An 18,222-nucleotide genomic window follows, 5' to 3' on the forward strand; every position below is an offset into this window, starting at 1 on the left:
GGCATCTGCAGGGCATCCGCACAGCCGTGCGGTTGTTACGGGACGATCATATAAACCTGCAACGTCGCGTCCGTTATCTCTTCGTTATCGTTTGCGCCAGGTCCGATCACATTCCGATCACAGCCTGACGGTCATGACCACGCCCACAGCACGTTCGTCCGGTGGCCCTCGTCGCGGCCGTCCCTCGCACGCCGTCCGCCGGGACCGGAGACGGACCGGGCCGCTCTGGGGAGCCCTGGCCGCGTTGGCCGTCCTGGTCGGCGTCGGTCTCGTGGCTGTGTACACGGCTTCCTCGGGTACGCATGACGGACCCGCCGACGCACGGGGCGAGCCCACCGAACGGGCCCGGTCCGGCCGCCTCGGCGCCACCGCCCCGGCGCACGGCTCACAGTCGCCGTCGCCTTCACCGAACCCGGTCACCGCCGGGGCCTCCCCGGACACCGGCACCTCGGCGACGCCCTCGATCCCGGCCACGGGTCCGGGCACCTTCGTCACCGCGGCCGGCTCCAGCACCCGGGTCGGGTCGGGCACCGTCCTGCGCTACCGGGTCGAGGTCGAGAACGGCATCAGCCTGTCCACCGCCGACGTCGCCCGTCAGGTCGAGCGGATCCTGGCCGACCGGCGCGGCTGGACCACCGACGGCCACTCGGCGTTCGAACGCGTGTCGAGCGGTCAGGCCGACTTCTTCGTCCAGGTCGCGACGCCCGGGACGGTGGACAGGATCTGCGGGCAGTACGGTCTGCGCACCAGGGGCCGGGTCAACTGCAACGTGGCCCAGCACGTGATGGTCAACCTCAGGCGCTGGCTGCTCGCGACCCCCGTCTACGCCAAGCGCGTCGACGACTACCGGGCGCTGATCATCAACCACGAGGTCGGCCACTTCCTCCACCACGGCCACGTCACCTGTCCCGGACCCGGCCGGCCGGCCCCCGTGATGATGCAGCAGATCGACGGCATGCACGGCTGCCTGCCCAACGTCTGGCCGTACGACGAGCAGGGCCGCTACCTGACCGGACCCGCCGTGCCGTGACCCCGGAACCCCCGGGAAGGGGCCCGCCGCCTCCCCGGATCCGCCCGGGGGCGGGTCAGCCCTCGATCCAGCCGTGGTTCTTCGCGAACTGGGCCAGGGCGCCCCGGACCCGCACGATCTCCTCGGCGGTCAGGGTCGGCGCCGACGCCAGCAGCGTCTCGGTCACCTCGCGGGTGAACTCGTCGGCGCTGAGCAGGTCGCACAGCGAATCGTCGTCCGGGCCGAGCGTCCTGACGTCGGCTCCCCGGGCGAGCCGGACGCCGGACGCCTTCGGCCCGCGCTCGCCACTCTCGATCTCGAACTCCACGGCCACACCCGGCCGGACGTAGGACTCCGGCATCTGCATGTCGTTCACATGCAGGAAGACGTCCTCGCCGCCGCCGTCCGGAGCGATGAACCCGTACCCGCGCGAGCTGTCGAACCGCACCACACGACCGGTAACCATACGAAACCCCCAACCAAACCGGGACACCTGCCCGGACACCTGGACCAGATGGTAGTCAGATCGGTCCGGCCCGGGCGACTCCGCCCACCGGTCGGAGTGGCGGCTGTGCACCGTGTGACCTGTGTGGCAGGGGAACTCGGTGCGTGGGCAGTGAAGTTGGTGTGGAAAGCTGTCGCCTGCCGTCGGTGTGCCAAGGGGGGCCGGGGCGGCCGTTGAGAGGAGCGCACGTGACGCAGGACGGCATACGGCCCGTGGAGATCGACACCAGCAAGCCGCACCCCGCGCGGATCTACGACTACCTGCTGGGCGGCAAGGACAACTACGAGGTGGACCGCCAGGCCGCCGACCGGCTCGCCGCCGTCGCGCCCGAGGTGTTCATCGGGGTGCGGGCCAACCGGGCGTTCCTCCAGCGGGCGGTCCGCCACGTCATCGACAGCGGCGTCCGCCAGATCCTCGACGTCGGCACCGGGCTGCCCACCTCGCCCAACATCCACGAGGTCGCCCAGGGGCTGGCACCCGACGTGCGCGTCGCCTACGTCGACAACGACCCGATCGTCAAGGCGCACGGCGACGCGCTGCTCAGCCGCTCCGGCTCCACCAGCATCGTCCTCGCCGACCTCCGCGACCCGCAGTCCGTCGTGGACCACCCCGAGGTGCGGCGCGTCATCGACTTCGGCCGGCCGGTGGCCCTCTTCCTCGTCGCCATCCTGCACTTCGTGCGCGACGACGAGGAGCCCGAGCGGATCGTCGCCACCCTGCGCGACGCCCTCCCGCCCGGCAGCTTCCTGGTGCTCTCGCACGCCACGGCCGACTTCGCCGACCGCAGCGACGCCCAGGCCGTCTACAACAACGCCACCGCCACCATGACGCTGCGCCCCCGGGACCGCGTCGAGCGGTTCTTCGAGGGCTTCGAGCTGGTCGAGCCCGGCGTGGCCCAGGTCCCGTTCTGGCGCCCGGACACCACCCCGCCGGCCGGCTCGGAAGAGATCGGCTTCTACGGCGGAGTGGCCGTCAAGAAGGACTGAGCGATCGTCAGGACGGCGGGCGCGTAAATGCCTGGCCGGCCGGCTCACCGTATGCTCCCGGCGATGACCACTCACTCTCTTCACGGATCGGGGGTCCCGTCCACGCAAGGTGAGCGCTGATGGCCACTCACCTCACGGACGGGGACACCCGCCTCACCCTCTGGCGGCGCGTACGCGAGTTCGCCGTGCCGCCCGCCATGATCGAGACCGCGACCGCCCGCCGGGAGACCGGCGACTGGGCCGGGGCCTGCGCGGCCGCCGGTTTCGACATCGACCTCGACCTGCGTGCCCTGGCCCGCGACCAGGGCCGGGACGTCCGGGACCGGATCCGCGCCGACCTGCTGCGCTGGCACCTGCCGAGGATCGCCCCCGCCGGTCTGCTGCGTCCCGGGCTGACCATGCCGCTCGCCCGCTACGACAGCGGGCGCAGGCCCCTGCACCTGGTGGTGCGGACCCCGCCCGCCTGGGCCGGCGCCGCACAGCGCGTCGGCCTCGCGGTCTGGGACGGCACCCTCGGCGAGCCCGCCGCCCGCAGGCATGGGTCTGCGTCGTCATCGACACCTCCGCGTCGGTCAGCGACGCCGAACTGGGCGGTGCCCTGCTGGAGGTGGCCGCCGTCTCCCGGGCCGTCGGCGGCCGCCGCGACCTGATGTCCGTGGTGTCCTGCGACGCGGCCGCCCGGACCGCGCACCCGCTGTGCCGGGCGGAGGGCATCGTGCTGGTGGGCGGCGGCGGTACGGACCTGCGCGCGGGCTTCGCCAGAGCGCTGCGGGCCCGCCCGGCGCCGGACGTCGTGGTGGCCCTGACCGACGGGCAGACGCCCTGGCCCCAGGCGCAGCCGCCGTGCCGGACGGTGGTGGGCCTGTTCCCGAGGCGGTACGGCAGAACCTGGAGCGAGGACGGCTACGTACCGGACGAGCCACCCGCCTGGGCGCGTGTCGTCGAGATCGGGTGACCGGTCGGCGGCTCAGCGGGTGCGGGTCGCGGCCAGGTAGTTGTAGGCGGAGGCGCGGGAGATGCCGAGCCGCGTCGCGACCTGCTGCACCGCGCCGCGTACCGCGAAGACGCCCTGCCGGTCCAGGTCCTGGAACAGTTCGATCCGTTCCGCCCGGCTGAGCTGGTGCCACGGCTTGTTCTGGCGGAGCTGGCGGGCGTCGACGACGGAGTCCAGTACGGCGGTGATGTCGTCGCCGAACGTGGTGGTCGGCGCCGTCCCGGGCACGGCGTCGACCCCGGCGAGGCCGCCGACGAGGGCGTGCATCTGGTTCACGACGGTGACGTCGAGGTTGACGCACAGTGCCCCGAAGACGGTACCGGCCGAGTCGCGCAGCACCATCGTGGAGGACTTGACCAGCTTTCCGTCCCGGGTGCGGGTCAGGTAGTTCAGCTCGTCGCCCGCCTCGTCCCCGGCCGCCAGCAGCTTCATGCCGATCTCGCTCATCGACCCGCCGACCCCTCGGCCGGTGACCGACCCGGCGATGGCGACGACGGACCGCTCCGGGCGGCGGAAGTCGTGGATGACGACCTCGCAGAAGGATCCGAAGGTCGCCACGATCCCGTCGACGACCGGGGCCAGCGCCGCGATGATCGCGTCCTGCTCCGCCCGCGCCGCGGCCTCGCCGCCCGCCTCTCGTGGCGATCCGTGTGGCATCGGTGCCCCCGCTCCGGTCGGGTCTGGACTTTGCGTCCAAATGATAGACAATAATTCTAGACGACTGTCGTCGAACGGAGGACGAACATGCCCGACACCCCGCCCGTGACCCTCCGGGACGTGCGCGACGCGGCCGCGCGGATCGAGGGGGTCGCCCACCGCACCCCCGTGCTGCGCTCGCGCACCCTGGACGAGCTGGTCGGCGCCGAGGTCTTCCTGAAGTGCGAGAACCTCCAGCGCATCGGCGCGTTCAAGTTCCGGGGTGCCTACAACGCGGTGTCCCGACTGTCCGCCGGGCAGCTGGCCAAGGGTGTCGCCGCCTACTCCTCCGGCAACCACGCCCAGGCGGTCGCCCTCGCCGCCCGTGAACTCGGTACCACCGCCGTCATCGTGATGCCCGAGGACACGCCGCGCGCGAAGCTGGCGGCGACGGCCGGATACGGCGCGGAGATCGTGACCTACGACCGCTACACCGGCGACCGGGTCGCGATCGGCGAGGCCCTGGCCGCCGACCGCGGGCTCGCCCTGGTCCCGCCGTACGAGCACCCGCACGTGATCGCGGGGCAGGGCACCGCCGCCCTCGAACTCATCGAGGAGGTCGGCGACCTGGACGCCCTGGTGGTGCCGGTCGGGGGCGGCGGGCTGATCGCCGGCAGCGCCACCGCGGCCAAGGGACTGCTGCCCGGGATCCGGATCGTCGGGGTCGAGCCGGAGGCCGGGGACGACACCAAGCGGTCTCTGGAGGCGGGGCGGCGGGTCTCCGTCCCGGTGCCCAGAACCATCGCCGACGGCCAGGCCGCGGACATCCCCGGCGAGCTGACCTTCTCCGTCAACCAGCGTCTGGTGGACGACATCTCGCTGGTGAGCGACGACCAGATCCGGGACGCGATGCGGTTCGCCTTCGAGCGGCTGAAGACCGTCGTGGAGCCGAGCGGCGCGAGCGGTCTGGCCGCGCTGCTGGCCCACCGGGTCGCGCCGCTGCCGCGCCGGATCGGCGTCATCCTCTCCGGCGGCAACGTGGGCGCGGAGCGGTTCGCCGAACTCTTCGCCGCCCGGCCCGAGTAGCCGGCCCAGGGGGCGCAAGCACGGGTCTCCGCGGCTCCTGGACCGGCTGTCCGGCACCGGGTCCGCAGTCGCGGAACTCCGGCGACTGGTGGGGGTCTGCGCTCGCGTCGAGGTGAAGCGCCGGTGCGTCCGGCCGCCGCGCGCCTCGGGCGGGAACACCGCGACCCGGTGGCAGTTCTGGAACGCGGGGGCGACCCCGAAGTGCCGACCGCGGCGACCGGGATGCCGAACTCGGCCGCGTGGTCCCGGTACTGGCGGCACACGGGCAGACACTTGCGGGTCGGCTCGACCACCAGGCAGGTCATGTCGAAGCGGGTGAACAGGCCCGAGGTGAAGGCGTCGGCGCCCGCGGCGTGGAGGGAACACGGCTCCTCAGTCCCGGCGCGACACCTCCACGTTCTCCAGGACGCCGAGGGCGTCGGGGACCAGGACGGCGGCCGAGTAGTAGGTGCTGACCAGGTAGGAGGCGACGGCCTGTTCGTTGATGCCCATGAAGCGGACGTTCAGGCCCGGTTCCACCTCGTCGGGAAGACCGGTCTGGAAGAGGCCGACCACGCCCTGGTCCTGTTCGCCTGCCCGCATCGCGATGATGGAGGAGGTGCGGGACTTCGAGACCGGGATCTTGCCGCAGGGGAGCAGCGGGACGCCGCGCCAGGCCGGAAGGCGGTGGCCGCCCACCTCGACGCCGCCGAAGTACAGACCGCGCTTGTTGCACTCGCGGCCGAACGCCGCGATCGCCCGCGGATGCGCGAACAGGTGGGTCGTCTCGCGCCGCATGGCGAGCAGTTCGTCCAGGTCGTCCGGGGTCGGCGGGCCCGAGCGGGTGGAGATCCGCTGCCCGTGGTCGGCGTTGTGGAGCAGGCCGAAGTCCCGGTTGTTGACCAGCTCGTGCTCCTGACGCTCCCGCAACACCTGCACGGTGAGTCTGAGTTGCTGCTCCGTCTGGTTCATCGGCTGGGTGAGCAGGAAGCGGCCGGCCGTGCCGCCGACCGCGAAGACCAGGAGGGCGGGGCCGACGAGGGCGGGGAGCCGGTCGTTGGCGCGCATCAGGGCGGCGAGCCGGGCCCGGCAGTCCGCGCAGTCGTCCACGTGCCCGAGCAGCCGGTCGGACTGCCGCTGGGTGGCGGCCCCGCGCACGTACGCGGGCATCCGGCTCCAGTGCACCTGGCAGGCGGGGTCGTCCGGCGCGCCGGTCTGGGTGCGCAGGAAGGCCTGCCGCATCCCTTCCCGGGCGCGGTGCAGCAGGACCGCGGTCGCGCCTTCCTTGGTGCCCAGTTGCGGCCCGATCTGCGCGAGCGGCTGCCCTTCGGCCTCGGCGAGCCAGAGCGCCTTGACCCAGCGTTCCGGGAGTTGGGCGAGGACCCGTACGAGGAGGTCGACGGAGGAGACCTGTTCGGCCGGGTCCTCGCCGTGCCGGCCGGCCTCCGCCTGCTCGTCGGCGTGGGGATCCCTGGGTGTCTCGCGCACGGCACCGCCGGCGGCGTAGGCGAGGTGCCGGACGGTGGTCGTCAGGTACGCCGACACGTTGTCGATCTCGTGGCCCTCGGCCAGCCGCCGCCAGACCCGGAAGTGCGCCTCGGCGACCAGGTCGTCGGCGGCCCAGGAGTTCCTGGTGAGGGAGCGGGCGTACGCGACGAGCCGCGGCTGCTGCTCCTCGTAGATCCGGGCGTAATCGGTGGTGCTGATGACTGCAGAGGAACCGTCGGGCATGGCGGAACGCTCCAGTTGCCGGCCAGGGGCTGGGGAAGGGTTTGTCAGAGTAGATGACAAAACGTTCAATCAAAGTTTCATGCGCCTCAACAAGTGACGCACGTCACTCAACTTCCTTGTGGCTTCCGCGTAATGAGACGAGCGAATGGCGCTCAGAGGAGTAGGACGGCCCACCACCGCACCGCACCCCGGGAGAGCACCTGTGTCCATCACCGTCGAACAGCCCACCGGCGCCCGCCTGCTCACCGCCGACGAGCAGGAGGTGGCGGTCCCCGCGACGCTCCGTTACACCTCGGCCGACCCGCAGGCGGTGCACTTCGTCTTCCCGCCGTGGATCTCCCTGGACGGCGAGGAGGTCACCTGGACCTTCGCCCGCGCCCTGCTCCAGGAGGGTCTGGCGGCCCCGGCCGCGTTCGGCAACGTCCAGGTGCGCCCCTACGGAAGCGCGCGCACGGTGGTGGAGCTGAGGGCGGAGGAGGGCGTCGCGGCCATCACCTTCCCCACCTCCGCCCTGACCCGCTTCCTGCTGTCCGCCCTGCGGGTCGACGGCTGACGGGAGTTGTGCGGGACGTGCGGAGGAAGCGGTGGTTCCGCGCTCTCCCCCTTCGACGCCGTCGGTGCCAGTCAATAGGATCGTCAAGGGGATCTCGACAGGCTCGATGCGCCCCCGGCCCACTCTGTCCGCACACGACCCCAGGACACCCGCCATGGCGCGACGCAGCACATCAGGCTCGACGGGAAGACCGACCGGGAACCCGTCGGGTCCGCGGAACCGGACCCCGCAGCCGGTGCGGGTGCGCAGGCGTACGTTCGGGGACTTCGTCAAGGCGCTGCTCGCCTTCGTGGTGCTGCTCGTCCTCGTCGTCGGCGTCCCCGGCGCCCTCGCCGTGACCGTCGGCTGGCCCCTGCCGACCAGCGCCCCCAGCATGGGCTGGCTGTCGCAGCCGATCGGCGTCGACACCTTCCTGAACACCCTGACCGTCATCGTCTGGCTGGCCTGGGCCCAGTTCACGGCCTGTGTGCTGGTGGAGGTCAAGGCCGCCGTCTCCGGCGTCGGCCTGCCCGGCCGGGTCCCCGGCGCCGGTCCCAGCCAGCTGCTCGCCCGGCAACTCGTCGCCGCGCTGCTGCTGGTGGGCGCCACCGCCGCCAGTTTCACCCCGGGCCTGTCGCAGCTCGGCCACAGCCTGGAGGGCAACCAGAAGGGCACGGTCGCCGCCGCCCAGGCGACCCCGGGCATCCTCGCCCAGCAGCAGGAGCAGGCCAAGAGCACCGCCGCCGCGCTCGCCGAGCAGGCCGGCCATGTTGCGGCCCAGGCCGAGCACGGCGGCACGAGTGCCCACGGCACCACGAAGTACTACCGGATCCAGCCGCCCGAGGGCCGCCACCACGACTCGCTGTGGGAGATAGCGCAGCGCCACCTCGGTGACGGCCGCCGGTACAAGGAGATCTACGAGCTCAACAAGGACCGCGTCCAGCCCGACGGCTCCCGGCTCTCCGAAGCCAGCCTGATCCGCCCGGGCTGGATCATGGAGATGCCCGGCGACGCGCACGGCGGCGAACTCGTCGAGAACCCCGACGCGCACGTCCCGTCCGAGGTCCGGCAGCAGATCGGCGACTACGCCAGGACCGGCGACCACGCCCAGCACCAGCAGCAGGGCGGCGGACAGCACGCGGACCAGGACGGCGCCACCGCCCAGATCACCGTGCCCGCCCAGCGCCCGGCCGGTGACGCCGCCACCCCCGCGGCACACGCGCAGGGTTCCGCCGACCCCTCCACCGGCCACTCCGCCGACCACTCCTTCGGCCATTCCTTCGGTCTCCCCGAGGCCCTCCTCGGCGCTCCCCTCCTCGCCGCCGGCCTGCTCGCCGCCCTCGGCCGCCGGCGCCGGCAGGCCCTGTGGCAGTCGGCGCTCGGCGCCGTCGGCGGCCGACGCGGCATGGAGCCGCCCACCCCGACCGGCGACGCCCAGGACGTGCAGGACGCGCTGCTGGTCGGCGCGGACCCGGAGGGCGTACGCCTGCTCGACCTGTCGCTGCGCGGACTGTCCGCCGCTCTCACCGCCGAGTCCCGCTCGCTGCCCGTCGTCTACGCGGCCTGGCTCAGCCACGGTGACCTGCACCTGCAACTCGCCCAGCCGGCCGGCAAACCCCCGGCGCCCTGGCAACTCGGCCAGGACCAGACGTTCTGGACGCTGTCGCGCGCGGACGCCGAGCGCTACGAGGACACCGACGCGGCCGCGCCCTACCCGGGTCTGGTCAGCCTCGGCACCATGGACGACTCGCGGCTGCTGCTCAACCTGGAGGCCGTGCCCGGCATCGTCTCGCTGAGCGGCCGGGAGGCCGACCGGGCCGCCCTGTTCGCCTCCGTCGCGGCCGAACTCGCCACCAACGGTTGGTCGGACCGTATGACCATCACCCTGGTCGGCTTCGGCGCGGACCTCATCCCGCTCGCCCCCAGCCGACTGCGCCACCTCGACGACGTGGACGCCCTGTTCGAGACGATGGCGGCCGAGACCCGGCAGCGCCGCGGCGCGCTCGGCGCCGCCGACCACCAGTCGGTGCTCACCGGCCGCACCGGGCCCGCCCAGCACACCCGCTGGGCGCCGAACCTGGTGCTGCTCGCCACCCAGCCGTCCGCCGAGGACGCGGTGCGCCTCGCCGAACTCGCCGCCGACGCCGCCCGGCTGGGCATCGGCTACCTCGTCGGCACCGAGAGCGACGACCTGCCCGGCGCGGCCTGGGCGATGGAGATCACCCCGGACGGCAGGCTGCTCGCCCCGCTGCTCGGCCTCGAACTCCGGGCCCAGCTGCTGCCCGCCGTGCAACAGCACGCGGTCGTCGAGCTGTTCGTGGAGGCCGACCCCGAGCACGACCCGGACGGACCCACCACCACCCCGCCGTTCCTGGTCGACATCAGCGAACAGGGGCGGCCCGCGGTGTACGCGCGGCTCGTCGGGCCGTACGAGATCATCGGCCTGGACACCCCGGACGGGGACCGCAGCGCCCTCCTCCACGAGGCCCTCGCGCTGCTCCTCCTGCACCGCGAGGGCGTGCACCCGCGCGTGCTGTCGTCCGCGCTGTGGCCGCGCGGGGTGACCGAGGACGTCCGCGACGCCCTCCTGGAACGGCTGCGCGGCTGGCTCGGCACCGACCCGGACGGCGGACCGCGCCTGCGGACCGACGCGACCGGGCGACTGGTGCTCGCCAAGTCGGTCGTGTCCGACCTCGACGTGCTGCGCTCCCTCTACCACGAGGCCACCCAGGGCAAGGGCGTCGACAGCCGCGCGGTCCGCGGCCGCCTCCTCACCGACGCGCTCGTCCTGGTGCGCGGTCCGCTGCTCGCCGACCGCGCGGAGGGCCGGTACCGCTGGCTCACCCACGAGATCATCGACGCCCAGCTGCCGCTGCTGGTCGCCGACATCGGCCTCGCCCTGTCCGCGTTCCACCTGGAGAAGGACCGGGCGCAGAAGGCCATCGAAGCGCTCGGCGCGGCACTGAAGACCGCCCCGGACGACGAGCGCCTGTGGCACGAACTGCTGCGCGCCACGCACGCCACCGGCGACCCGGACCGCATCCGCGCCCTCGCCGCCGAGCTCATCGCCCGCAGCGGCGCGCGCGGCCTGCCCCCGCGCACCGAGGCCCTCCTCGACGAACTCCTCCCGACCTGGCGCGACGGCGCCGCCGCGACCGGATGACCACCGCCTCGGACCTCGCCCTGCCGGCCGCCGCCGCCCTCTGGGGCGCGGCGGCCGGCGCCCTGCTCCCGCGCGCCGCGTACCGCTTCTCGGCACCGGCGGGGGAGCCGTGGCACGACACGTGCCCGGCGGGCCACCGGATCGAGGGCTGGCTGGGACGCGCCCGGTGCACGCCGTGCACGCCGGCCACGGACAGGAGGAACGGGACGGAACAGGGGTACGACGTCGCGCTGGCGGAAGCCGTCCGGGAGGAGCCGTACCGCCGGACCACGGATCTCGCGGCCCGGTACGGTCCCCGTGCCGTCCTCCTCGCCCTCGCGACCGCCCTGGCCTGTGTCGCCCTCGCGCTCGCCACCGGCACCCGCCCCGAACTCGCGGTCTGGCTGCTGCTGGCGCCCGTCGGCGTCCTCCTCGCGGTCGTCGACTTCCGCGTCCAGCGCCTCCCCGACCCCCTCACCCTCCCCCTCGCGGCCGCCGCGCTCGCCCTCCTCGGGGTGGCCGCCCTGCTCCCCGAGCACGCCGGTGACTGGCTCACCTCCCTGTACGCGGCGCTCGCGCTCGGCGCCGGATACCTGGTCCTCTTCCTCGTCAACCCCGGCGGCATGGGCTTCGGCGACGTGAAGCTGGCGCTCGGCACGGGCGCCGTCCTCGGCTGGTACGGCTGGCCCACCGTGCTGCTCGGCACCTTCGCCGGTTTCCTGTGCGGCGCGCTGTACGGCGGTGCGCTCGTCGTCGTACGGCGGGCCGGGCGCAAGACGGCGATAGCGTTCGGTCCTTTCCTGATCGCGGGTGCCTTCGCGGGGCTGCTGATCGGCGCCCGCACGGCCTGAGGTCGGGTGCTGGAAGAGGCTGGCGTAGGCTGGTTCGGTCCGTCCACAACCCTTGACGAAAGGGACGCCCCGGTGACCGAGAAGGCCGACCTCACCTCTTCTGATGTCACAGCCGTCCTCGACCGGGCCGCAGCCGGTGGGCGGATCACCCCGGAGGAAGCGCTCGTCCTCTACCGCGACGCCCCGCTGCACGCGCTGGGCTCCGCCGCCGACGCCGTGCGCCGCCGCACGTACGCGGGTGTCGAGCACATCGCGACGTACATCATCGAGCGGAACATCAACTACACGAACGTGTGCGTCACGGCGTGCAAGTTCTGCGCCTTCTACGCGGCGCCCAAGGACAAGGACAAGGGCTGGACCCGCGACCTCGACGACATCCTGCGCCGCTGCGCGGAGACCGTCGAGCTGGGCGGCACCCAGATCATGTTCCAGGGCGGCCACCACCCGGACTACGGCGTCGAGTACTACGAGAAGCACTTCAAGGCGATCAAGGACGCGTTCCCGCAGCTGGTCATCCACTCCCTCGGCGCGTCCGAGGTCGAGCACATGGCCCGGATCTCCGGCGTCTCCGTCGAGGAGGCCATCACCCGGATCCACGAGGCCGGCCTGGACTCCTTCGCGGGCGCCGGCGCGGAACTGCTGCCCGCGCGCCCCCGCAAGGCCATCGCGCCCCTCAAGGAGTCCGGCGAGCGCTGGCTGGAGATCATGGAGACGGCGCACAAGCTGGGCGTGGAGTCGACCTCGACCATGCTGATGGGCACCGGCGAGACCAACGCCGAGCGCATCGAGCACCTGCGCATGATCCGGGACGTCCAGGACCGCACCGGCGGCTTCCGGGCCTTCATCCCGTACACCTACCAGCCCGAGAACAACCACCTGAAGGGCCGCACCCAGGCCACCCTCTTCGAGTACCTGCGGATGATCGCGATCGCCCGCCTCTTCCTCGACAACGTCCGGCACATCCAGGGCTCCTGGCTGACCACCGGCAAGGAGGTCGGCCAGCTCTCCCTGCACTACGGCGCGGACGACCTCGGCTCGATCATGCTGGAGGAGAACGTCGTCTCGTCGGCGGGCGCCAAGCACCGCTCCAACCGCCTGGAGATCATCGACCTGATCCGCAAGGCGGGCCGGGTCCCGGCGCAGCGCGCCACGACGTACGAGCACCTCGTCGTCCACGACGACCCGGCGAACGACCCGGTCGACGAGCGCGTGATGTCGCACATCTCCTCGACGGCGATCGCGGGTGGCACGGCCCACCCCGAGCTGAAGCTGCTCAGCGCCAACTGACCCGGCCGTGCTGACGATCCACGCGGCGGACGAGGTCCGTCACGACTGGGACGGCGCCGCCCTGAAGGACGGCGCCGTCGTCGTCGAGGGCGGCCGGATCGCCGCCGTGGGGACCCTGGCGGACCTGCGGGACCGCTTCCCGACCGCCCGGGTGCGGAACTGGCCGGGCGTACTCGGCCCGGCCCGCGTCCACGACGGCCCCCTCCCGGACGCCCCCAGCCCGCGCGAGCGCGTACACGAGGTACTGAAGCTGGGAGCGACGGCGGTCCTGGAGCGGTACGCCGACACGGCCGAACTACGGGCGGCGGCGGAGCGCAACGACGTGGCGGTGCTGCGGGGTACGACGGCCCGGACACCGGTGCTCGTGGTGACGGGCCGGGCCGACCTGGCGGTGTTCGACGTGGCCGGGGCGTGCATCGCGACGGTATGCGCCGGACGCCTCGTCCACAGACGCAAGTAGCCGGCGTCCCTTCAGGGGCGCGGGGCCGTAGTGAATCTGCGGCTGCCGCCGCGTGGGCGCGACCAGCCCCCACGGGCCCGCATCCGACATTCAGCCTGCGAACGCCTTCCCGAACTCCCCGGAACTCTGAGAAACGCCACTGCAGTTGGTCGCCGCGTCATCGGACCCCGAACTCCCGCTCCCGCACTGCACGTCCCGGAACGTCGACCACATCGACACCCACGCGATGTCCTTCTCCTCCGCGAACGCCCGCACGTCCTTCGCGTCGGCCGGCGTCAGCGTCTCCCCGTCCACGTCGTTCACCCCGATCATCGAGGTCAGCGCCATCCCGCCCCACGCGCCCGCGTCCGACAGCCCGAACACCTTCTTCAGCTGCTTGTGCGTGGCCTTCGCCGAGGTGACCGCGTAGTCGCCCATGTCCCCGTCGTAGGACTCGCCGTAGTTCATGGTCATGATGTTGACCGTCGAGACCTGCACGTCGTACTTGTTCGCGGACTCCAGCAGCGCGAGGCCGTCGGAGTCGAGCCCCGACGGCATCACGGGCAGCGTGAAGGAGACCTCCAGGTCCGGCCGTTGCTTCTGGAGCAACGCGATCGCCGCGGAGCGCAGGGCGACCGAGTCCGAGTCGGTCAGCGTGGTGCCCTCGATGTCGAAGTCGGCCTGGCTGGACCCCGCGGCGTCCAGCGCGGCACCGTACGCCGCGGCCAGCCTGGTCACGCTGGAGCAGGTCGTCGCCAGCTCCTTCCCGGAGGCCCCGCCGAAGGACACCCGGACCGTCGCGCCGCCCTCAGCGCATGAAGCCGGCCCTGGTGGTCGTCGGCGCGCTCGCCGCGCTCGGCTACGGCGGCTGGTACGCCTTCTCGCACCAGGCCGACTTCGGCACCTACGACCTGGACGAGAACCCCCTCGCGCAGGCCTTCTGGTCGGCCGGGTTCGTGCTGCTTCTGATGTGGGCGAAGGCCTACTTCCGCATCGACTTCGCCTGGCTGACCCGGTTCGGGCGGCTCGACCGCACTGTCACCGTGTTCAACGCGCGCGCGGTGACGATCTACCTCTGGCACGAGATCGCCCTGATCCTCGCGGTCCCGCTGATCGACCGGATGTGGAACGTGCCCGCGTTCGAGAAGTGGCTCCCCCTGGACAGCCAGTGGTTCATGTTCGGCGTCGGCTGGATCCTGATCGCGGTCTTCGTCCTGCTGTGCGGCTGGGTGGAGGACGTGGCCGCGAAGAAGAAGCCGAAGCTCCTCCCGTAGGGGTGTGCTGCAAGAATGGCGGGCGTGACCCGCGCCTCCCTGAACAAGCAGCCGCACGAAGTCGCCTCGATGTTCGACGACGTGGCGGAACGGTACGACCTGACCAACGACGTGCTGTCGCTCGGCCAGGACCGGCACTGGCGGAAGGAGGTCGCCAGGGCCGTCGACGCGCGGCCCGCGCAGAAGGTCCTCGACCTGGCAGCCGGCACGGGCACCTCCTCCCAGCCGTTCGCCCGGGCCGGCGCCTACGTCGTGCCCTGCGACTTCTCGCTGGGGATGCTCCAGGTCGGCAAGAAGCGCACCGGCTGGATGCCCTTCACCGCCGGGGACGCGACCCGGCTGCCGTTCAAGGACGACACCTTCGACGCCGTGACGATCTCCTTCGGGCTGCGCAACGTCCAGGACACCGACGCGGCCCTGCGCGAGATGCACCGGGTGACCCGCCCCGGCGGCCGGGTGGTGATCTGCGAGTTCTCACACCCCACCTGGGCGCCCTTCCGGACCGTCTACACCGAGTACCTGATGCGTGCGCTGCCGCCGGTGGCCCGCGCGGTCTCCTCCAACCCCGAGGCCTACGTCTACCTCGCCGAGTCCATCCGCGCCTGGCCCGACCAGCCCGCACTGGCCGCCCGGCTGCGCGGGGCGGGCTGGTCGAAGGTGGCCTGGCGCAACCTCACCGGCGGGATCGTCGCCCTGCACCGGGGCTACAAGGAGGCCTGATCCGGTACCCGGGGGGCTGAGCCCCCTCGGGGACCCGCCGGGGCTCACAGGCTGCTCACCTCGAAGGCGTCCCCTGGCCGGTCCAGCTCCCGTTGCAGCCCGCCGCTCGGCGGCCGTGGGATGCGCGGCTCGCGCACGCCCCCGCCGCCCTCGCCCTCACCGAAGTCGAACCACACGTACACCATCGAGTCCCGCGGCACCTCGGCACCGGGCTGCGGGAACTGGCGTACGACGTAGTCGACGACCGTGAGATGGAAGTCCGGCCGGTCCGGCGCGTTGAGGGACAGACCCCGCGCCTGGGCTGTCTCGCGCGCGTCCACGGCCATCAGGCCGACCAGCCGTGGCACACGCACTTCGGGTGTTTTGGGCGTTATGTACACAGATGTCACCCCCAGCGGTACTGGAAGGGTAACCCCGGGCGCACGGCGGCCGGAAGCGCTGCGTGTCTTTCTGTAACAGATCGTTACTCTGGGTTACGGACTTGAGTCGTCGCCCGCAGGTCGAGACGGAAACAGAGCGCGTCCTCAGGCAGCCGCGGATGCGGGTACGACCCGGCGGGCTCCATCCCGAGGCGCCGGGTGACCGCGACCGACCGCTCGTTGCCCGGCCGCACCATCGCCACCACCCTCGGCACACCGGTCGCCCGCAGCCGCTCCAGGGTCAGCAGCGCCGCCGCCGTCGCGTACCCCTTCCCCCAGTGGGCCCGCCCGAGCCGCCAGCCGATCTCGATCTCGCCCCTCGGCCCCCAGTCCGGCGCCCACGGCTGCGCACCGGTGAAGCCGATGACCTCCCCCGTCTCGCCGGTCAGCGTCCACAGGCAGAAACCCAGCTCCGCGTCGTGCCGGCGCTGGCGCGCGGTGAGCTCCTCGTAGACGGACAGCTCCGCGGGCCTGCCGCCGTAGAACTCCATGACCTCCGGGTCGTCGAAGGTCCGGTGCCAGGCGAACGCGTCCTCGTGCGTGGGCACACGCAGCCGTACCGCGGGGAGAGCTCGGTTCACAGGGGCAGCCCTTCAGCCGGGTGATCAGTTCCGCTGAATAGACTGCCCGTGTCCAGTGCCCGTCGGCACGCAGATTTCGAGCCTTGGGGAGACCCTGTCGTGACCGAGCCCCTCTCCGAAAACACCGCCGATGTCATCGTCGTCGGCGCGGGGCCAGCCGGCTCCACGACGGCCTACCACCTCGCCAAGTCCGGCCTTGACGTACTTCTGCTGGAGAAGACCGAGTTCCCGCGCGAGAAGGTGTGCGGCGACGGACTCACCCCGCGCGCGGTGAAGCAGCTCGTCGCCATGGGCATCGACATCTCCGAGGAGGCCGGCTGGCTGCGCAACAAGGGCCTGCGCATCATCGGCGGCGGCACCCGCCTCCAGCTGGACTGGCCGGATCTCGCCTCCTTCCCCGACTACGGCCTGGTGCGCAAGCGCGACGACTTCGACGAACAGCTCGCCCGCCAGGCCCAGAAGGCCGGCGCGCGGCTCTTCGAGCGCTGCAACGTCGGTGCCCCGATCATCGACGACCGCACCGGCCGGATCACCGGCGTGCACGCCAAGCTCGGCGAGGAGAAGCGCGAAGTCACCTTCCACGCCCCCCTCGTGGTGGCCGCCGACGGCAACTCCACCCGGCTCTCCCTCGCGATGGGCCTGCACCGCCGCGAGGACCGCCCGATGGGCGTGGCCGTCCGGACCTACTTCACCTCCCCGCGTCATGACGACGACTACCTGGAGTCCTGGCTGGAACTCTGGGACCGCCGCGGCCCCCAGGACCGCCTGCTTCCCGGTTACGGCTGGATCTTCGGCATGGGCGACGGCACCTCCAACGTCGGCCTCGGCGTCCTGAACACCTCCGACTCCTTCAAGGAACTGGACTGGCGGGAGGTCCTCAAGGCCTGGTGCGCCTCCATGCCCGAGGACTGGGGCTACACCCCGGAGAACATGACCGGCCCCATCCGCGGGGCCGCCCTCCCCATGGCCTTCAACCGCCAGCCGCACTACACGCGCGGTCTGCTGCTCGTCGGCGACGCCGGCGGCCTGGTGAACCCCTTCAACGGCGAGGGCATCGCCTACGCCATGGAGTCCGGCCAGATCGCCGCCGACGTCATCGTCCAGGCCCACGCGCGGGCCACGCCCGGCGGACGCGAACTCGCCCTCCAGCGCTACCCGCGCGTCCTCAAGGACACCTACGGCGGCTACTACACGCTCGGCCGCGCCTTCGTGAAGCTCATCGGCAACCCGAAGGTCATGCAGATCGCGGCCCAGCGCGGCCTGACCCATCCGCTGCTGATGAAGTTCACCCTGAAGCTCCTGGCGAACCTCACCGATCCGACCGGCGGCGACGCGATGGACCGCATCATCAACGGCCTGAGCAAGGTGGCCCCGAAGGCCTGACCGCGTCTGGGGCGACAGGCCCTAGGAACCGAGCGCCTCGATGTTGGCGGACCGGCGGGCGTAGACGTCCTCCCGCCGGTCCGCCATCTGTCGCAGCGCTTCCTTCCGCTCCCGCTTGGAGAGCCGGTCGAGATACACGCGTCCGTTCACATGGTCGGTCTCGTGCGCGAGGCAGCGGGCGAAATACCCCGTTCCCTCAACGGTGAGCGGATTGCCGTCCTTGTCCTGCCCGTGCACGACCGCCCGGTCCGGCCGAGGCACCTCCATGACGGCACCCGGCACCGACAGACAACCCTCGCTGTCGTCCAGCAGCCGCCGTTCGGCCGGGTCCTGGGCCTCCAGGACGGGATTGACGACGTGCCCGACATGCCGGACAGCGTCGTCGTCGGGGCAGTCGTACACGAACAGCCGCAGGTCGACTCCGACCTGGTTGGCGGCGAGGCCTGCTCCGTCGGCGATGTACATGGTGAGGAACATGTCGTCGACGAGTGCGGCGAGGTCGGGCCCGAACTCGGTGACGTCCCGGCACGGCTTGTGCAGGACGTCCTCACCGGTTTCGGTGATCCGGCGCACCGAACCGCGCCGGGCCTCGGGGGCGGAGCTGGAGGGTGCGCAGTATGCCGTGGGCGGTGCCCTTGGCGAGACCCAGTGACGAGGCGATGTCCGAC

The 18,222-nt window shown here is 72.1% G+C and carries 15 protein-coding genes and 8 pseudogenes; 13 read left to right on the forward strand and 10 right to left on the reverse strand.

Features of this window, described 5'->3' with window-relative positions; genetic code table 11:
• The first annotated feature begins 133 nt into the window (after positions 1-133).
• The gene (locus tag ABZ646_RS20025) at positions 134-1,030 is read left to right on the forward strand and encodes a DUF3152 domain-containing protein (RefSeq protein WP_360520313.1); all 897 of its coding nucleotides are present in this window, start codon (positions 134-136) and stop codon (positions 1,028-1,030) included.
• A gap of 55 nt (positions 1,031-1,085) precedes the next feature.
• Here ABZ646_RS20025 and ABZ646_RS20030 read toward each other — a convergent pair whose 3' ends face one another.
• On the reverse strand, positions 1,086-1,475 hold the full coding sequence (locus ABZ646_RS20030) for a cold shock domain-containing protein (protein ID WP_360520315.1): 390 nt from the start codon (positions 1,473-1,475) through the stop codon (positions 1,086-1,088).
• Positions 1,476-1,702: 227 nt separating this feature from the next.
• Between ABZ646_RS20030 and ABZ646_RS20035 the strand changes: the two genes are divergently transcribed.
• The 3 genes and pseudogenes from ABZ646_RS20035 to ABZ646_RS20045 form a co-directional block, all read left to right on the forward strand.
• Positions 1,703-2,500, forward strand: a complete 798-nt coding sequence (locus ABZ646_RS20035; RefSeq protein ID WP_360520317.1) for an SAM-dependent methyltransferase — start codon at positions 1,703-1,705, stop codon at positions 2,498-2,500.
• Between the two features lie 119 nt (positions 2,501-2,619).
• Positions 2,620-3,039, forward strand: a pseudogene (locus ABZ646_RS20040) (hypothetical protein); the annotation flags it as partial.
• A 2-nt stretch (positions 3,040-3,041) separates the two neighbouring features.
• Positions 3,042-3,455: pseudogene (locus ABZ646_RS20045) on the forward strand (VWA-like domain-containing protein); the annotation flags it as partial.
• Between the two features lie 12 nt (positions 3,456-3,467).
• On the opposite strand, the gene ABZ646_RS20050 reads toward ABZ646_RS20045, so the two are convergent.
• Positions 3,468-4,151 carry a PAS domain-containing protein gene (locus tag ABZ646_RS20050; RefSeq protein WP_360520319.1) on the reverse strand — a complete coding sequence of 228 codons (684 nt, stop codon included), beginning with the start codon at positions 4,149-4,151 and terminating at the stop codon, positions 3,468-3,470.
• An 87-nt stretch (positions 4,152-4,238) separates the two neighbouring features.
• Here ABZ646_RS20050 and ABZ646_RS20055 point away from each other — a divergent pair, with 87 nt between their 5' ends.
• Positions 4,239-5,216, forward strand: coding sequence for a threo-3-hydroxy-L-aspartate ammonia-lyase (locus ABZ646_RS20055; protein ID WP_360520321.1), 978 nt, complete (start codon positions 4,239-4,241; stop codon positions 5,214-5,216).
• A gap of 64 nt (positions 5,217-5,280) precedes the next feature.
• Here ABZ646_RS20055 and ABZ646_RS20060 read toward each other — a convergent pair.
• From ABZ646_RS20060 to ABZ646_RS20070, 3 genes and pseudogenes are all read right to left on the reverse strand, one after another.
• Positions 5,281-5,423: pseudogene (locus ABZ646_RS20060) on the reverse strand (hypothetical protein); the annotation flags it as partial.
• A pseudogene (locus ABZ646_RS20065) lies at positions 5,420-5,566 on the reverse strand (ATP-binding protein); the annotation flags it as partial. The pseudogenes ABZ646_RS20060 and ABZ646_RS20065, both read right to left, overlap by 4 nt.
• A gap of 22 nt (positions 5,567-5,588) precedes the next feature.
• Complete coding sequence (locus ABZ646_RS20070; RefSeq protein WP_360520323.1) at positions 5,589-6,926, reverse strand: sigma-70 family RNA polymerase sigma factor; 1,338 nt, start codon at positions 6,924-6,926, stop codon at positions 5,589-5,591.
• A 202-nt stretch (positions 6,927-7,128) separates the two neighbouring features.
• Between ABZ646_RS20070 and ABZ646_RS20075 the strand changes: the two genes are divergently transcribed.
• The 5 genes from ABZ646_RS20075 (at position 7,129) to ABZ646_RS20095 (ending at position 13,198) form a co-directional block, all read left to right on the forward strand.
• Positions 7,129-7,479: an SsgA family sporulation/cell division regulator gene (locus ABZ646_RS20075; RefSeq protein WP_360520325.1), complete on the forward strand. Its 351-nt coding sequence runs from the start codon at positions 7,129-7,131 to the stop codon at positions 7,477-7,479.
• A gap of 154 nt (positions 7,480-7,633) precedes the next feature.
• Complete coding sequence (locus ABZ646_RS20080) at positions 7,634-10,621, forward strand: BTAD domain-containing putative transcriptional regulator (protein ID WP_360520327.1); 2,988 nt, start codon at positions 7,634-7,636, stop codon at positions 10,619-10,621.
• Positions 10,618-11,451 (forward strand): A24 family peptidase, encoded by an 834-nt coding sequence (locus ABZ646_RS20085; protein ID WP_360520329.1) that lies wholly within the window; start codon positions 10,618-10,620, stop codon positions 11,449-11,451. Before ABZ646_RS20080 ends, ABZ646_RS20085 begins: the two co-directional genes overlap by 4 nt.
• 72 nt (positions 11,452-11,523) lie before the next feature.
• Positions 11,524-12,738, forward strand: coding sequence for a cyclic dehypoxanthinyl futalosine synthase (gene mqnC / locus ABZ646_RS20090; protein WP_360520331.1), 1,215 nt, complete (start codon positions 11,524-11,526; stop codon positions 12,736-12,738).
• 7 nt (positions 12,739-12,745) lie between these two features.
• Positions 12,746-13,198: a hypothetical protein gene (locus ABZ646_RS20095; RefSeq protein WP_360520333.1), complete on the forward strand. Its 453-nt coding sequence runs from the start codon at positions 12,746-12,748 to the stop codon at positions 13,196-13,198.
• A gap of 90 nt (positions 13,199-13,288) precedes the next feature.
• On the opposite strand, the pseudogene ABZ646_RS20100 reads toward ABZ646_RS20095, so the two are convergent.
• Positions 13,289-13,981, reverse strand: a pseudogene (locus tag ABZ646_RS20100) (chitinase); the annotation flags it as partial.
• A gap of 5 nt (positions 13,982-13,986) precedes the next feature.
• Here ABZ646_RS20100 and ABZ646_RS20105 point away from each other — a divergent pair.
• Positions 13,987-14,451, forward strand: a pseudogene (locus ABZ646_RS20105) (acyltransferase); the annotation flags it as partial.
• A 24-nt stretch (positions 14,452-14,475) separates the two neighbouring features.
• On the forward strand, positions 14,476-15,171 hold the full coding sequence (locus tag ABZ646_RS20110) for a demethylmenaquinone methyltransferase (RefSeq protein WP_360520335.1): 696 nt from the start codon (positions 14,476-14,478) through the stop codon (positions 15,169-15,171).
• Between the two features lie 44 nt (positions 15,172-15,215).
• On the opposite strand, the gene ABZ646_RS20115 is transcribed toward ABZ646_RS20110, so the two are convergent.
• Positions 15,216-15,524 carry a PASTA domain-containing protein gene (locus tag ABZ646_RS20115; protein WP_360520337.1) on the reverse strand — a complete coding sequence of 103 codons (309 nt, stop codon included), beginning with the start codon at positions 15,522-15,524 and terminating at the stop codon, positions 15,216-15,218.
• A 110-nt stretch (positions 15,525-15,634) separates the two neighbouring features.
• The gene (locus ABZ646_RS20120) at positions 15,635-16,171 is read right to left on the reverse strand and encodes a GNAT family N-acetyltransferase (RefSeq protein WP_360520339.1); all 537 of its coding nucleotides are present in this window, start codon (positions 16,169-16,171) and stop codon (positions 15,635-15,637) included.
• A 99-nt stretch (positions 16,172-16,270) separates the two neighbouring features.
• Between ABZ646_RS20120 and ABZ646_RS20125 the strand changes: the two genes are divergently transcribed.
• Positions 16,271-17,554 carry a geranylgeranyl reductase family protein gene (locus ABZ646_RS20125; protein ID WP_360520342.1) on the forward strand — a complete coding sequence of 428 codons (1,284 nt, stop codon included), beginning with the start codon at positions 16,271-16,273 and terminating at the stop codon, positions 17,552-17,554.
• Positions 17,555-17,575: 21 nt separating this feature from the next.
• On the opposite strand, the pseudogene def reads toward ABZ646_RS20125, so the two are convergent.
• Together def and ABZ646_RS20135 are read right to left on the reverse strand one after the other, a co-directional pair.
• Positions 17,576-18,151 (reverse strand): annotated as a pseudogene (def, locus tag ABZ646_RS20130) (peptide deformylase); the annotation flags it as partial.
• Positions 18,152-18,155: 4 nt separating this feature from the next.
• Positions 18,156-18,222, reverse strand: a pseudogene (locus ABZ646_RS20135) (helix-turn-helix domain-containing protein); the annotation flags it as partial.

The organism is Streptomyces sp. NPDC007162 (assembly GCF_040634175.1).
Lineage (GTDB): Bacteria > Actinomycetota > Actinomycetes > Streptomycetales > Streptomycetaceae > Streptomyces.